At 33.4% G+C, this 17,183-nt stretch carries 12 protein-coding genes; 7 read left to right on the top strand and 5 right to left on the bottom strand.

The features are described from left to right. The 7 genes from OIU80_RS18620 to OIU80_RS18590 all read left to right on the top strand — a co-directional run. On the top strand, positions 1–869 hold an 869-nt coding region (locus OIU80_RS18620; protein WP_264288479.1), incomplete at its 5' end, for a T9SS type B sorting domain-containing protein. 10 nt (positions 870–879) lie between these two features. Further along, positions 880–1,809, top strand: a complete 930-nt coding sequence (locus OIU80_RS18615; protein ID WP_264288478.1) for a PorP/SprF family type IX secretion system membrane protein — start codon at positions 880–882, stop codon at positions 1,807–1,809. Positions 1,810–2,066: 257 nt separating this feature from the next. Continuing rightward, on the top strand, positions 2,067–2,705 hold the full coding sequence (locus OIU80_RS18610) for a peroxiredoxin-like family protein (protein WP_264288477.1): 639 nt from the start codon (positions 2,067–2,069) through the stop codon (positions 2,703–2,705). Positions 2,706–3,145: 440 nt separating this feature from the next. After that, positions 3,146–3,505: a hypothetical protein gene (locus OIU80_RS18605; protein ID WP_264288476.1), complete on the top strand. Its 360-nt coding sequence runs from the start codon at positions 3,146–3,148 to the stop codon at positions 3,503–3,505. Positions 3,506–3,729: 224 nt separating this feature from the next. Next, positions 3,730–4,836, top strand: coding sequence for an efflux RND transporter periplasmic adaptor subunit (locus OIU80_RS18600; RefSeq protein WP_264288475.1), 1,107 nt, complete (start codon positions 3,730–3,732; stop codon positions 4,834–4,836). Between the two features lie 33 nt (positions 4,837–4,869). Next, positions 4,870–7,983: an efflux RND transporter permease subunit gene (locus tag OIU80_RS18595; protein WP_264288474.1), complete on the top strand. Its 3,114-nt coding sequence runs from the start codon at positions 4,870–4,872 to the stop codon at positions 7,981–7,983. A gap of 9 nt (positions 7,984–7,992) precedes the next feature. After that, complete coding sequence (locus tag OIU80_RS18590) at positions 7,993–9,456, top strand: TolC family protein (RefSeq protein ID WP_264288473.1); 1,464 nt, start codon at positions 7,993–7,995, stop codon at positions 9,454–9,456. 165 nt (positions 9,457–9,621) lie between these two features. Here the strand turns inward: OIU80_RS18590 and OIU80_RS18585 are convergent, their stop codons facing one another. The 5 genes from OIU80_RS18585 to OIU80_RS18565 form a co-directional block, all read right to left on the bottom strand. After that, positions 9,622–9,768, bottom strand: coding sequence for a hypothetical protein (locus tag OIU80_RS18585; RefSeq protein ID WP_264288472.1), 147 nt, complete (start codon positions 9,766–9,768; stop codon positions 9,622–9,624). A gap of 428 nt (positions 9,769–10,196) precedes the next feature. After that, a complete protein-coding gene (locus OIU80_RS18580) occupies positions 10,197–11,246 on the bottom strand; it encodes a cytochrome-c peroxidase (RefSeq protein ID WP_264288471.1) in 1,050 nt (349 codons plus the stop codon). Positions 11,247–11,369: 123 nt separating this feature from the next. Then, positions 11,370–12,881 (bottom strand): DUF6850 family outer membrane beta-barrel protein, encoded by a 1,512-nt coding sequence (locus OIU80_RS18575; protein ID WP_264288470.1) that lies wholly within the window; start codon positions 12,879–12,881, stop codon positions 11,370–11,372. A 10-nt stretch (positions 12,882–12,891) separates the two neighbouring features. Further along, on the bottom strand, positions 12,892–14,100 hold the full coding sequence (locus tag OIU80_RS18570; protein ID WP_264288469.1) for a DUF4876 domain-containing protein: 1,209 nt from the start codon (positions 14,098–14,100) through the stop codon (positions 12,892–12,894). 28 nt (positions 14,101–14,128) lie between these two features. Beyond that, positions 14,129–16,924, bottom strand: coding sequence for a TonB-dependent receptor (locus OIU80_RS18565; protein WP_264288468.1), 2,796 nt, complete (start codon positions 16,922–16,924; stop codon positions 14,129–14,131). Between the last annotated feature and the right edge of the window lie 259 nt (positions 16,925–17,183).

Raw genomic sequence — 17,183 nt, 5'->3', positions numbered from 1 at the left:
CACAATTGTTTGCTCAACTTGGAGGAACACCCGACATTGGTGGTACTTGGTCAAATATTGGAAACATCTATACCTATACTGTAAATACTACAGTTCCTTGTTCACTAACCGCCTCAGCTACTGTAACGCTAAACACACAAACAGCCCCAAATGCTGAAGCTGGTAGCCCAGGCATAATTAGCTGCGCTTTACCAACAATAACATTAAATGGTACTGGTTCTGATAGTACTAATGTTACTTATTTATGGACTGGCGGAACTATTGTTAGCGGAGCCAATACATTAACTCCTGTCGTAAGCTCCAGCGGAATTTATACTTTAACTGTCACAAATATTGCTTTGGGATGTTCTTCAAGTGATACAGTATTAGTTACACAAGATATTGAAACCCCTGAGTTTACTTTTTCAGAAACTGCAGTAAATCAATATATAATAACGGCCTATGGTGGTAAAGCTCCCTATCAATACAGCATTAATACCCATAATAATTATATATCTGATCCAAACTTTAAGATTGATCATTCTGGAAACCATACCATTTATGTAAAAGACATTAAAGGTTGTTTTTCTACTCAAACTGTCTATTTGGACTATGCTGGAATCGAATTTCCAAAATTTTTCTCTCCTGATGGAAACGGAAGTAATGACTATTGGTACCCGACAAGAATCGAAGATTATCCAGATTTAGAGGTTTTAATATTTGATAGGTACCAGCGATTAATTACCAGTTTTAAAGGAAACACAACAATGGGCTGGGATGGCACATATCAAGGAAAACCCTTGCCTATGGGAGATTATTGGTATGTTATTAAAACAAACAATGACAAAGACAGAAGAGAATTAATAGGTGGAATGACTTTATTTAGATAAAATAAGAAAGATGAAAAAAATAATATTGCTTTTTATAATAATTAGTCTTCCCATTTATGGACAAGAATTACAACTTCCGCCAACCAGTCAATATTTAGCAGATAATCCATATGTAATTGCTGGAGCTTATGCCGGAATTGGAGATTTTTATAAATTACGCTTCACTGGAGAAACACAGTGGTTAGGTGTAAAAGATGCTCCACAAACACAGTCACTCTCTTTTGATGTCAGGATTGGAGATCGCTCAGGACTTGGAGCTATATTATTTAATGACAAAAACAGAAACACTTCACAAAAAGGAGGTCAAATAACTTATGCGCATCATATCACTTTATCAGAATATAACAATCAGTTTATTTCATTTGGACTCTCTTATAAATTTACTAATTTCAATATTGACGCATCTGATATTGTCACATCAGATCCAAGTGTTCAATCTTATAATGTGAATAATTCAAACTTTGACTTAAGTTTCTTGTATCGTTTAGAAAATTTTTTCATCAGCTTTAATGCTGCAAATATTTTAGATAAAACAATAAAACCTACGATTTTAAAAGAGCCAACAAATATTAGAAATTACTATTTATATACTGGTTTTCTTTTGAAGAATAAATTTACTTCTTTGGAGTACGAACCTTCTATTTTGTATCAATTGTACGAAAGTGATGGACGTTCTAGTCTCGATCTTAATCTTAAAATTCGGAAAATGAATGGCAGTAATTATATTTGGGCTGGTATTAGCGCTAGATTATTAGCAGATCAGTCATTTAAACCTAACTCCATTGCTCCTTTAGTGGGATTTAGACAAAATAAACTTTATGCTGCTTACTCGTTTAACATTAGTCTGAATCAACTTCAAAGTCATAATTCGGGTACACATATGATAACTATTGGATTGGATTTCAGTAACAGAATAAGCAATTGTAAATGTGTAAATTAAACAAAAATCAATAACATAAAACGACATCAGCCCTTTTTCAGCATTCTATTTGCATATATTCAAATCAAATAATAGTATTGAAAACTATAAAACAGATCGTCTTTAACGAAATTTCAAACAAACAAATTTTATTTTCATCCGTACCCTCCCTTTATTTACACAATAGTGACTTTTTTATCTCTATGAGACAATAATGTGCGTTATTGCCAATGCTGACTATATTTTAAACCTTTACAAAATAATCAAATAGTAAAAACATGAATAGTTTAGCAAAACAAATTGAAAACCTCAACAATGAATTATCAAAACAAGTTCCACAGGAAGTATTTGAAATATTTGAAAAATCAATAAACGATTTAAAAACACAAAATATTGAAAATGAAAGCATCAAAATTGGTGACATCGTAACTCCTTTTACATTACTAAATACCCAAAACCAACTCATCCACTCCGAAGATATTCTTAAAAAAGGCAAAACAATACTGGCTTTTTATCGAGGCAGCTGGTGTCCATACTGCAATCTGGAACTTCGGGAATTACAAAATAATATAGCTAAAATAACAGATAAAAATGCTACTCTACTGGCTATTTCACCTCAAAGCCCAGATCACAGCAAGGCACTTACTGAAAATCATGAGTTAACTTTTGAAGTTTTGACAGACAAAAATAATAGGCTCGCCAAACAACTAGGAATTAGTTTTAAACTGCAAGAATTTGCTTTGCCAACTTATCAGGCAATAGGAATTAATTTAGAAGAATTTAATCAGAATGATGAAAATACATTACCAATTCCAGCAGTCTTTGTAATAGATACTAATGGTGCTGTAGTTTATAAATTCATAGATACCGATTATAGAAATCGACTTGATATTGATGAATTAATACAATCCCTATAAATATAGTAAACCACTTAAATATGAAACCCATAAAAGCTCAATTCATGCGAATTGAGCTTTTTAGTATATATTCTTAGTACTGCAAAATTTAAATTATTCTCATAAGATGTATTCCATATCTTTCTGAACTTACTATCTTAAAGTCTTTTTGAGTTAAACATCGTTAATATTTGGTGCTTAATTAAACCCTAAAAGTGATTAATAGCAATCGTTATTTTCAGTATTGTGAAATAAGACTACAAAATTATGCAAGCTAACTGTAATAATTTAAATGCTAAATTACTATAAACAAGCCCATTTACTTTTAGCACCTTTTAAATAATATTTTTTTAAAGAAAATTTAATATACATTGAATTCTCAATTATTATATTTGGCGCCTTATCACTTATAAGCCTATTTATTTAGATACAAAAAAAAGAAAAGCCTCCCTAATTTAGCTATGAAACCTATTAAGTTTATCTATGTCATTCTTTTATCACTGCTTACTTTTCATGGTAGTGTAGAATACTATAAATATCCTTCTGAACTAAGTAATTGTCAAATACAAGACATTTTTTTAGCTTCTGATATACCTCAGGTTGACTCTTCTTCTCTGTATATGACTGATACAGAGATGCATTTTATCATCAAAAAGAAGGTAAAAAACCGCGCTGCAAATTCAGAAACAAGTATCTTAAAAAAATCTTACTACACTAAGCTATTTGATTTTAAGGTTTTAAAAGAAAACATCATTTATAGTATTGCTACTATTTATGAAGATCAGCGACATGCTCACCTACATTTATATCAACTTTTCTAGATTTTTAGAACATCTTATTTTTATATTCAATATCCTTTTGTAATAATGCTTTTCATTATTATTAATAAGGGCGTATAATCTATAAGCATAGTTCTAAAAAAAACGGTACTCCTGCACTTAGGAGTATTCGACACATTTCTATTTTCAATATTTATCCATTTGTAACTCCCTATAGATCACTATTTGGGAGGCGATATATTTATATAATACTTTAAAAATTAATCATGATTATTAGCAAAAAACATTTTCTATTGTACGGTTTATCATTCTTATTTTTAACCGCTTGTGCAGATAAAACAAAAAAAGACACTGCCAATATAAAAACGTTACCCGTTTATACAATTACATTAAAAGATACTGTGGTTTCTAACCGATTTGTTGCCGATGTTCACGCTAAAAACAATGTAGAAATCCACGTTCGTATACCAGGAATATTAGATAAGGTTTTTGTTAGCGAAGGCCAAAAAGTAAATAAAGGACAGCTCCTGTTTAAGATTAGTGATGCAGAACTTCAAATACAGCTTATTAAAGCAGATGCAGTTTACAAAAGTATGCTGGCAGACCTCAGAATGGCAACTGTAGAACTTGAACAGGCACAAACTCTTTTTAATAAAAAGGTAATTGCAAATCAAGAATTAGAATTATCTAAGGCAAAACACGATGCTGCAACCGCTAAAGTTGCACACGCTGCCGCAGAAAAAAAATCCATTAATCAGCAAATTAGTTTTACTACAATACGAGCTCCTTTTGAAGGGACAATCGATCGTATTCCTTTTAAAGAAGGTAGTCTTGTAGAAAATGGTTCACTCCTTACAACACTCTCTCAGTTAGATGATGTATATGCCTATTTCTCTATACCTGAAAATATTTATTTTCAAATGATGACCGACAATAGCCTTAATACCAAAGGAGATATAAAACTGGTATTACCAAACGGAATAGTATATGATCGAAAAGGAGAATTAAAAACTGCCGATGGAGAAATCGACAGACAAACAGGTTCTATCCAGTATAAAGCTAAATTTCATAATCCAGAAGGTTTCATAAAACATGGAACATCAGGAAAGTTAATTATCTCAGAACCTAGAACCAATGTGGTATTAATACCTCAAAAAGCTGTTTTCTCTATTCAGGATAAACAATTTGTATTTGTTGTTAACAAAGATGGAATAGTAAAAATGACCAATATTACCATTGCAAGCACCCTTGATGATGTATATATTTTAAACAAAGGTTTGAAAAAAAATGATGTTATAGTACAAGAAGGTACCCAATCGCTTAGAGATGGAGACAAGATTAATATCAAACCAATGCAAAGCGCAAGCTTGTAATCAATTCCTTAATTACACTTAAAAAGATATAAAATGATAGAGATGTTTATCAAAAGAAAAATATTATCATTAATCATTTCGGTTATGATAGTTCTCCTCGGAATACTGGCTTTATTCCAGTTGCCCATAACACAATTTCCAGATATTGTTCCTCCATCGGTAACTGTAACCGCAAAATATACAGGTGCTAATGCAGAAGTTTCGGCCAATGCTGTGGCTCTCCCATTAGAACGAGCTATAAATGGTGTACCGGGAATGACCTATATGTCAACAGTTACATCAAACGATGGTTTGACCCTTATTCAAGTATTCTTTGAAGTAGGAACCGATCCCGATCTGGCTGCTGTAAACGTACAAAACAGAGTTACTACTATACTAGATGAACTTCCCGAAGAGGTTATACGCGCTGGGGTAACTACCGAAAAGGAAGTTAATAGTATGTTGATGTACCTCAATGTTACCAGTACAGATAAAATTCAGGATGAACAGTTCATTTTCAATTTTACTGATATTAACATTCTTCAGGAACTAAAGCGTATTGATGGTGTAGGACGTGCAGAAATAATGGGGCAGAAAGAATATTCTATGAGAGTATGGCTTGATCCTCAAAAAATGCTTTCCTATAATATTTCGGCAAATGAAGTTATAAGTTCGTTACAAAAGCAGAATATTTCTGCTGCTCCGGGTAAAGTCGGTGAAGCATCTGGACAACTGGACAGTCAAGTTCAATATGTTATAAAATACGGAGGAAAATTCTTTGAGCCTAAGCAATATGAAGAAGTACCACTTAGAGCAAATTCAGATGGTACCATCTTAAAATTAAAAGATATCTCAAAAATAGAATTGGGATCAATGAGTTATGGAATGGTTTCAAAAACCGACGGAAAACCTTCGGCTTCAATCATGCTAAAACAACGTCCAGGATCTAATGCCTCTGAAGTTATTGCCAGTGTAAAAGCAAAAATGGCTGAACTAAAAGGAACATCTTTTCCTCCTGGAATGAATTATAATATTGCTTATGATGTATCTCGTTTTCTTGATGCTTCAATAGATGAAGTTTTAGTAACGCTTATAGAAGCATTCCTTCTTGTAGCCTTTGTGGTTTTTATATTCCTGCAAGACTGGCGCTCTACTCTTATTCCTGTGTTGGCAGTACCTGTAGCATTAATTGGTTCATTTACTTTTATGTCAATGATGGGTTTCTCTATAAACCTTCTTACTCTTTTTGCCTTAGTATTATCGATAGGAATTGTCGTCGATAATGCCATTGTTGTAGTTGAAGCTGTACACGTTAAGATAACTGAGGAACACATGGATCCATTGCCAGCAACTATAGCCGCCATGAAAGAAATCACTGGTGCCGTTATAGCTATTACCATTGTAATGGCTGCTGTATTTATACCAGTAGCTTTCCTTAGTGGACCTGTTGGGGTTTTCTATAGGCAGTTTTCGCTTACCATGGCCATTAGTATTGTAATATCTGGTATCAATGCACTTACATTAACACCTGCTTTGTGTGCAATAATGCTAAAACCACACGATCCTAACAAAGAAAAAACATCACTTTTAGATCGTTTCTTTGTCCGATTCAACAGATGGTTTGACAAAATCACCTCACGATACATTAGAGTACTTTCTAAATTTGCAGATCGCAGCTCTATAACTATAGGCCTTTTGGTTTTATTCTGTGTTCTTACTTGGGGTACATCAGTATTTTTACCTTCTGGATTTATCCCTGCTGAAGACCAGGGAATGGTATATGTAAATGTAACAACACCACAAGGAGCTACTGTAGAACGTACAGACAAAGTACTGGATGAAGTAACTCGTATTGCAAAAGAAATTGAAGGAGTTGATAACGTAACAACACTTGCGGGTTATAGCATTGTTACTGAAATCGCTGGTGCATCATACGGAATGGGAATGATCAACCTGAAAAGTTGGGATGATAGAGATATATCGGTAAACGAATTTATTGCATTATTAACTCAGAAAACAAAAGGTATTTCGGATGCGCAGATTGAAATTTTTGCTCCTCCAACCGTTCCCGGATTTGGTAATACTAGTGGTTTTGAATTGCGTTTACTCGATAAAACAGGAGGATCAATTAACAATACCGATGAAGTTACGAAAAACTTTATCAAAGAATTAAATGCCTCACCTGAAATACAAAATGCATTCACCAGCTTTGATGCTACGTTCCCTCAATATCTAATACATATTGATTATGATCTGGCTGCCAAAAAAGGAGTCTCTGTAGAAAATGCTATGTCAACACTACAAACTATGCTGGGATCTTTTTATGCAACGAACTTTATTCGCTTTTCACAAATGTATAAAGTGATGGTACAGGCAAGCCCTCAGTTTAGAAAAAATCCAGAAAGCATACTCGATATGTATCTTAAAAATGATGCAGGCGAAATGGTTCCATTCTCAACGTTTGTAAAATTAGAACGCGTTTATGGACCAGAAGTGCTTACGCGTTACAATATGTATATGTCGGCCATGATTAATGGTGAACCAGCTGAAGGCTTTAGCTCTGGAGAAGCCATTGCTGCAGTTGAGAAACTTGCGGCTGAGAAACTTCCAGGTAAATTTGAGCTGGAATGGTCTGGTATGACGCGCGAGGAAATTTTATCAGGAAACCAAACAATATACATTTTTGCGTTATGCTTACTGTTTGTTTACTTATTACTGGCAGCTCAGTACGAAAGCTTACTACTCCCCTTCCCTGTACTTTTATCGCTTCCTGTAGGTGTTTTTGGTTCCTATCTCGCACTTTTAGCCGTAGGATTAGATAATAATATTTATGCTCAGGTAGCCCTCGTAATGCTTATAGGACTACTGGCCAAAAATGCTATTCTGATAGTAGAGTTTGCCATGGCACAAAACAAGCTTGGACAAGATATTACTGAATCCGCGATAGAAGGTGCAAGACTTCGTTTTAGACCTATCTTAATGACTTCATTTGCTTTTATATCAGGTCTTATACCATTGTGTATTGCCTCAGGAGCTGGTGCTATTGGTAACCGCTCTATTGGTACTGCCGCTGCAGGAGGAATGTTAATAGGAACCATCTTTGGACTTATTATTATACCTGGCCTTTATATCCTGTTTGCAAAAATGGAAAAAGCAATGAAAAAATAAACTTAAACAATGAAAAAATCACTCAATAACTCAAAATATATTTTAATATTAGTATTTGTTATGCTATTAACTGCTTGTTCTGCCCCTAGGGTGGCAGAACCGCAGAAAGCAAAAGCATTACCTGAAAATTTTGATACTAAACTAAAAAAAGCTGCAACTAGTCAGGAAGCATTTATTCCGTTAAAAACGGCTAGTTACTTTAAGGATCCAGAATTAGAAAAACTATTAGCCAAAGCTATTCTTCAAAATCCAGATTATCTAATACTGCAGGAGAGAATATTAATAGCCAATTCGCATCTAAAAGTAGCTAAACTAGCTTTGTTGCCTTCATTTGATATTGTGGCTGATGCTTCGGGTACACATTATGGTAAATACACTATGGATGGTGTAGGTAACTTTGATACAAACCTATCTCAGAATATATCAGAGAGACAAAGAATTGCTACAGATTTAACTCCAAACCTATTCCTTGCAGGAAAAGTTTCTTGGGAAGCGGATATCTGGGGTAAACTTAGCAACCGAAAAAAGGCTGCCCGCCAAAGGTATTTTGCATCAAAAGAAGGCATGAGATTACTGCAAACAAGATTACTTAGTGATATTGCAACGCTTTATTACAAACTTGTAGCGCTAGATAAACAAGCCGCTATTTATAAAAATAACCTAGCAACACAGCAACGAGCTCTTGATATTGTCTCTGCTCAAAGATCTGTTGGAAAAGCAACAGAACTTGCAGTACAACAATTTAATGCTCAAAATAACAATATTCTTGCAGAGGCAGAACAATTAAACCTGAGTATTGATCAAACTGAAAAAGCGATATTAAACTTACTAGGAGAATATGGTGGAACTGTTAATAGAAGTACTGATTTTTTATCAGGACATCTTGAAGTATTAAATCAAAAAATAAGTGTTGATTCAATAATCCATAACAGACCCGATGTATCAGAAGCATATTTTGAATTGTTGGCTACCAATGCAGATGCAAAAGCGGCACGTGCCTCTTTTTTCCCAACTGTAAATCTTGGGGCGTATGGAGGTCTTAACTCTTTTTCTTTCCCTACATTTTTTGATAGCCAATCATTTGCATGGCAATTACTGGGCGGCATAACAGCACCGATATTTAACAAAGGACAAATTAAACAAGACTTTTTTGTTGCCAACAAAAACCAACAAATTAGCTTCCTAAATTATCAAAACACCATAACGATAGCTTATAACGAACTAAGTGCATTATTGCACCGAACAGAAGCGTTTCAGGATGTATTAACCTATAAATCAAAGGAAATTGAGCATCTTGAAATAGCTGTCAATGTTTCAAATGATTTGTATTTGAGCGGATATGCTAATTACCTTGAAATAATTAGTGCTCAAAAAAATAAACTTCAAGCTGAATTAGACTTTGTAGACATACAATTAAAAAATGCAGACTCACAAGTATTATTATACAAAGCTTTAGGAGGAGGAATCAATTAAAGTTAGGTTATCGGATTATTTTTAATTTCTAAAAAATAATACAATAGCTATATTTAAAATCCTAATTTATACAAAGAGGAAGTCTCAATACACTGAGACTTCCTCTTTGTATTGTATCAACTTTAAAACTGTTAATCAATTAGTTATAATCTTAATTAAATACGTCTATACAATTTGAGAAATCATAAAAACGGCAATAAAAGAAACTACAGCAAACACTATAGAGTTGACGATTCTGTCTTTTCTCTTCATCGATTTTTCTGACATATCTAGCTCCGTTAATTCTTTTTTTCTTGTTTTATTTGCCTTCATATTTTTTCTTTTAATTTACAACGTTTTACGTCTATGTTACTATTATTGTAGTTTTCAAAATTTATTTTATCAAAATGGTTATCTTGATTTGTATCTACTAAAACAAATGGTGTGCCAAGATAACTAAAAACATATCAACAAATTAAATAACAAACAGTTACAAGAACATCATTATTACTTAACTCATATATACCTATCAAAATGATACGATTAACCATCCAAAATGAAAGGGTTGAAAGTTTTTAAAATAAATATTATGTATTAAACAACAAAAAGGATGAGTGTTAAACCTCATCCTTTTCTCATTTACTTTCAATACTAATTCTTTTTCAACATATTAGACATATAAAATCATATACCACTAATTCAAAAATATCATTCTAAAACATTCAATCAAATTGAAAATAACATATAAACTAACATTGGGTTTATCTTGGTATTTGTGGACGTTCCATTTTGTATTGTGTACCAGATAGTGTTTTAATAAAAGAAACTAATGCTACAATTTCATCATCGTCAAGATTTAAAGGTTGCAATAACACATCCGTTTGTGGAAATAAAGGATCAGCAGCTTTCTCACCCTCCGTTGGATCAATCATGTGCATTCCACTGTTATAGATATTAATAATTCCCGTCATATTATCAAAAAAACCATTATGCATCCATGGACCTGTGTACATGACATCACGAAGAGAGGGAGTTCTGAATTTCCCAACGTCCTCAGGTTTTTTAGTGATATGATAAAGTCCCAAATCTTCATACTCTCTTTTATAATAAGTAAGTCCTATATTGTGGAATGATTCATCGGTAAAATATTTCCCAGAATGGCAATTCATACAGCGTGCTTTGGTACGAAAGAGATGAAGCCCGTGTATTTCCTGATCAGATAACTTACTGTAATCTCCGTCGATAAAAGCATCAAATCGGCTTCTTTTGCTTAATATTGTTTTTTGAAAATTTGCCAAAGATTGCAATATTTTTTCATAAGTAACGTCAGCACTTCCGTAGGCATTCTGAAATAAAACAGCGTAGCCTTTAATTTTTTTTATCTTTTTAGCCAGACTTTTAGAATCCATATTCATTTCATGATGTGCTGTAATTGGTCCTTGCGCCTGCTCTTCTAGTGTTGTTGCACGACCATCCCAAAAGAATGATTTTCGTGCGTTGATATTATATAAAGACGGTGTGTTTCTTTTTCCTTGCAAATGATCATTTCCTAAAGAAACCTCTCTTGCATCGCCCCAAGCCAATTCTGGATCATGACAGCTACTACAAGAAACCTGATTAGATCCTGAAAGTTTTGGATCAAAAAAAAGCATCTGACCCAGTATTACTTTAGGATCATCCATCCTTTCATAATAACTGGTATCAATATCCAAAGACTGCAATTCTTGCCAAGAAACACCATTATCAATAGTAGGTTTAGGCCATTGGTTTACTGGCTTACTATAAAGTTCCCGCCAATTGGTATTTGACATTTTTTCGCTTAGCGTAGCACTAAAACTCAATAGCGAATGTACAACTCCAATACAGAGGACTAAAAAAAAGGTTTTAAATAAAATAGACTTCATTATAAAGCGATAGCGTTTTTGTAATACATCTTAAAATGTCAAGCCTAGTGACATTTGAAAATAGGTATTATTTTTGTTTTTAGAATAATTGTAATAATCCAGATCTGTTTTGACGAAAAAGTTAAGGTCAGCATCGTACTTATAATCCCATCGAGTTCCCAAATTCATTTTAGTATAAGCAGAAGATAAATAGGCAAAATTATGATCCAACATTTCAAAGATTTGATTTGTTTTTATACGATCATTAAGTTTCATCTTAGAATCCAAAGCCCAGCTATGTTCTACTGAAGTCGAAACATTAATTAATAATTGTGACAGCAATTTTGATATAGAAAAATCCAATCGCCCAATACCTTGTTGAACATCAATAATTCGTAAAGGATCAATATATTTTGTTTGTGTCTTTTTCAAATTAAAACTCGGAGCAATAGACCATGAAAATTCCGGATTAGGAATGCTGTATAATCCAGAAAACACAACCGACGTAACTTGATTGGTGTATTTAGTATCTTCAGCTATTTTCACATAAGATGTTGACGTTTGGTTATCGAATATGTTTTCGGTACCAGCACGATCTGTATAAGAAAATCCGATTTTTGTACCCCAAGCCTGTTCTTCTGATTTTTTTAGATAAGAAATCGCACCTTCATATCCTTTTTCCAAAATACTAGACGCAATAAGATCTTGAAATTCGGTCATTATTTTTTCATAATCAAAATGGTTATATCCAACAGCTACAGCAAAACCATTTTGATCTTTGGGGAATAATTGCACATTTGCACCATATCCCTTTCCATCATAAAAAGAACTCAGTTTATTTCCTGTAAGCAAGTTGTTATATACTCCAAGCCCTGTCATATGATAAACTGCCGGAGCACCTAACTCACTAAAGAATTTTAAATTGTTAGACTGCGTATATTTTTGCAAATTAATTGCTGATCCAATAGCATAATGATTTCCAATATTTCTGGAGATTCCGACTGCTACTTTAAGATCCGAAACAGTATTTTTAGGTCTGGGATCTATATCACGGTATTCTAGTAAAGCACGATATTCGGCAACAATTCCAAGAGTCGTTTTTTGAAACACTTTTGCATATCCACCTTTAAATGAATATTCCTCAAAAGAAAGATCCCCTCCTATAGAATCGGCAGTTACATAAGGATATATTACCTGATAATCTGAGCTTTCGTTCCAACGTACATTTTTACGTTGACCATTCTTATAATAGGCATTTCCCCAAACCGTATTTTTAGTATCAATCTTATAATGAGATTGTGCATGAATAAGAAATTGACGAATGCCATTCCCTAATTGTTGCATATTGGTTTGTTGTGAACTAGTATTATAACCCGCACCAAATTCTGATAAAGAATATCGACGAGCAAAATGTTGATTCGCAGGATTAGCATAAATTAGATTAGAAAAATTATTTACAGAAGATAAATCCTCATGAATACGGAGCAATACCGAAGTACTATCCTGTGCATGCAGCATACCTGAACTAAAAATAATAAATAAGAAGATGGAACGAAAGCTCATGATAAATTTATTAATTCATTAAGGAAGGTTTAACTTCAGGACTAAAATCTAATGTAGAATTATTTGTATCCTTCAATGCTTTTTTGCCTTTTGAGCTAGTTGAAAGTACTTTACGACGAACACTTTTACCATAACGACTTTGGTCAGCATCAACTTTTCCGCAGTATGTCCATCCCATATCTAATGAAGGAGCAGTAACAATCCACTGAAATTCTGATGCAACACTTAAATTAACAGCATCTACAATCCATGAATTTGGAATAGAGTAAACACTCTCTCCCATTGGGTAACTCTCACCACCAATTACCATATTGTACTCATAATCATAAGTGTAATCAGCTAAGAAAGCATCTTTATTAATTGGCAAACGAGCAATAACAAAACTCTTAAAACCTCTGTTATGAATAATCATCGAAGAAAATAAATTCTCCATATTAGGAACAGCAGGATTATCAACATCATCGGCATCTTCAGTATAGAATTCGAAATTTGCCGTTCTCAAATCCATCGAGCCCGGATTGTATTCTTTATGATTAATCGCATCTTCAGCAATAATAAAATAGGCACCAGGAGCAATTGGATAAGTAGTTCCGTTTCCGGGAACAATAGCAATGGCAGATGCAGCAAACGATTTTGCCATGATATTTGGCGTGTAATTCTGTTTTTCAATCGTCATAAACTCAGATTGTGCAATCATTAATCCATCAGCATATAACACCTCATCCGTATTATTGTAAATTTTAAAATATTTGTCACCTAGATATTGTTTGCCCTCAGCAGTCTTTGTTCCTGTAAAAAATACCTCCTCGATAATAAAATCAGATTGACTTGTTTTTAGAAAAAGATTTAAAGAAACTACAGCCGTTTGACCAGTAATAACTACAGATTCTTTATAACCGCTTACTGAAGCATCAACAGTACTCTCACCTGCTGAATAATTAATTTTTCCATTAATCGAAATTTCATAAGAACCTTCACTTAATGCAATAGAAAGATCATTATTAGTAAATGAACTACTTTCTGTTATTTTACCAGTATTAAGTTCTTTAAAAGAAACAGAAAGATTAGAAAGTGTAACATTATTTAAATCCTCAGGATTGATAAGTTTTAAAGTTAAAGCAGTTTGCTTACCACTATAATTGTCATCATCTTTTGAACAGGATTGTAATAGTGCCATTACGGCTATTGTTAGATAAATGGGTAGTAATTTAATTTTCATGATTAAGGTATTTATTTAATATTAAAGATTATAAATTCAAGTTTAATTCCATTCCGAAGTAAGGAGAAGTAAGTCCTCTTCGTTCAATCTTCTGACCATTAATTTCATAATTTTGATAGTAACTAAAGAGTCGGTTAACGAACATCGATATTCTAAATTTTTTATAAAAATCTTTAGAGACTTTTAAATTCATATTCATCGACATCGGAACTGTTCTTTTATCAAATAAAGCATCGTTGTACTTTATATCCAGCCATTGCAAAATAGGATCTGATTTATTTTCTTCGAGATAAGGATGCTGCTGTCCAGAAGGATCAATGTAGGAAATCGGAGTTCCGTTCATAGGGGTAGATTGTCCGCTTGAAAACCACATAAATTGAAATGAGCTAGAGAACTCCAGACCAAGTGAAGGAATATAGGTATCAACAATTAGGTTGGTATTTAACTGCTGTTTTTCGGAGCCATCATCCCATTGGTAAAGTCCTAAATAAGGAAGTCGCTTCCCGTTGATAATAATGTCTTTTTGTCCACTTTTATAAACAGGATTACTATTTGTATAAATCGTTTTAAACCAAGCACCATTTACTGTAAATCGGGTATTTATAGCGGTAAAACGTTTAGATGAAAATTGAAATTCAACTCCACTTTTGAGTAATTTACTTCCGTTATTTGTAATGTTGTAGGTGGTTAATAAGGTATCCATCACAAAACTCATCTGAGCAAGATCAGGCTGTGCTGTTAAGGTTAAAGGATCGATAGAACTGCTATCGTATTTTTTATAAGAAAGTGCATGATATCGGGAACCATTTCTAAATCCAGAATCCAAACGTTCATTAAAATAAGTAACCGAAAATCGATTGTTATCATATGAGAAATCTGTTCTAACTTCCCATTTTTTATTGATTGCAGGTTTTAAGTCATAATTAATTGCAGCCGTTCTATAAGTCATTAAATTGATTCTTCGGTATTCGGGAGTATTATGATAATAATTAAGCTGTACCAAATCATTATATACATAATCAGGATAAAGCTGTGCCAGTGTTGGGAATTTAGTATACTGTCCTGTACCAACTGTAAATTCAGTTTTTAGAGCATGCTTTCCAATTTTTAAAGATGGTAGCGCCCATTGTGCATTAATTCGGGGATCAAAATAATATTCCCCATGGATAGCATAAGCCGATGGCACATTTAATAACGACATGGCTCGGATTCCGCCTGCAATGTTTAATTGATGGTTGCCTAAGGGAATTGTAATCGCATCTTCGGCAAAAAAAGCAATATCAGTACTGGCAGGAATATCTTTGTATGATCTGGGGCGCGTTGTCATTTCAGGAGACGGCGGATGTGTTGTATCATAAACCTGACCTTTCCCATTATTCTTAGAATAGGTCCACTCCGAGCCTGCCTTTAAAGCATGTGTTATTCCCAAAAAACGAACTTCAAAGTCCCCCATTGCTTTAAAAAAAGCATCAAATGGTTTTCCATCAACCAAAAGATTAGAAGTATATTGAGGGGTTAAAAAAATACCATCAGATTCTCCTTGCTCAGTATTATTAGGGATTGCAGTAGCATTGCTTACCTGAACCCATTTAGTTTGTTCAATTTTATCATATTGCTGACTCAGCGATGTAGCTACATGAATCGATTTTAAAAATGGAGCTGTTTTAAATTTTAAATCAAAGGAATTTGCTAAAGAAAATCGATTATAATCAGAACTATATCGGTCTATTTTTGCATAACCAACATTAGGTTCTGCTTTCTCATTATCCATAGAACCACTATAATCCAGACTGGAATCCCATTGAAGCAAGTGAGAATCATTCTCCCATGTTTTTTGTGCACGAATCGATGCAGTAATTCTTTTGTAGTTTTCAAAACTATTTCGAGGATCGGGTTTTGCATTCAAATAATCAAGACCAACATTTAATACAAAACGTTTTTCTTCAGATTCAAAACCTTTACCCACATAGTATAATTTACTGAATTCATCGGCTTTAAAGCGCGATTCCCAATCACTACGTCCTCTTTTTCGTTTAATCTTAATAAGCCCACTCGTTAAATCACCATATTCTACAGAAGGAATCCCTCTAATAATTTCTACTCGCTCAATCTGATCTGTAGAAATAGAACGCATATCTACTCCTTTTGATGTAGTGTTCCTACGTGTATTAGCATATCCAGAACCTGGCGTAATAGTCATTTTGGAGCCAGTTGTATATTGCAAGTTCGCATCCGTGTTAATAGGAATACCATCAACTACAAAGGCTGTTCCAAGAGACGAAATATCATAATTAGAATCGGCTATTCCGACTTCTCTTAATTTAATATGATTAGAAGCATTAAACACAGGATCTTTTGAGCGTCCGCCGGGCAATAATTCTAATAAGTCGGTAAAACTAGAAGGCTGTAAATGCTGCATTGCTTTTTTATCAATAACAGAAGTACTTGTCATTCCACGGGATTCAGTAGCAGTAATAACTACTTCATTTAATTCAACACTTATAGGGATTAGTTCGAATGATAATTGTTGATTGCTTGTAAATTCAAGGTTTCTTTCGATAGTTACATAACCTATATGCGATACTTTTATTTTGTAACTCCCACTCGGAATAGATTCTAAAACGACGCTGCCAAAATCATCTGATTGCAATTCGTATTTCTGGAATACTCCTTCTACAGTCAGCGCTCCCCCCTTTATTGGAAATTTACTCTCAGAATCTTTAACCGTAATCTGAATCGATAGTTTATTTATGTTTTGAGCAAAACCAAGATTAGAAAACAAAATGAATAATAACAGAATAATAGCTTTACTATTTTTAGTCATTACTAGGAGACTATTGCAATAAGACATGGTATTTAATTGTAATGGAAACTGTAATATATGTAACAGATATTCGGTTAAAAGTTGCAAATATAACTTAATTTAGACTGAATAAAAATAACTTGTTGTGAAAAAATTTGCTCCTTATCAATACAAATAGCTGTAAAAACAGCTTATAAACTCAGTAATAAGGATATACAGAAAGAATAAAATTTAAAATCTACAGTTAAAAAAGCAATCTAACTGCATCGTTTTTGATTTC

The sequence above is a fragment of the Flavobacterium frigoritolerans genome (assembly GCF_025847275.1).
GTDB lineage: Bacteria > Bacteroidota > Bacteroidia > Flavobacteriales > Flavobacteriaceae > Flavobacterium > Flavobacterium frigoritolerans.
This window is presented reverse-complemented; position numbering and strand designations above follow the sequence as displayed.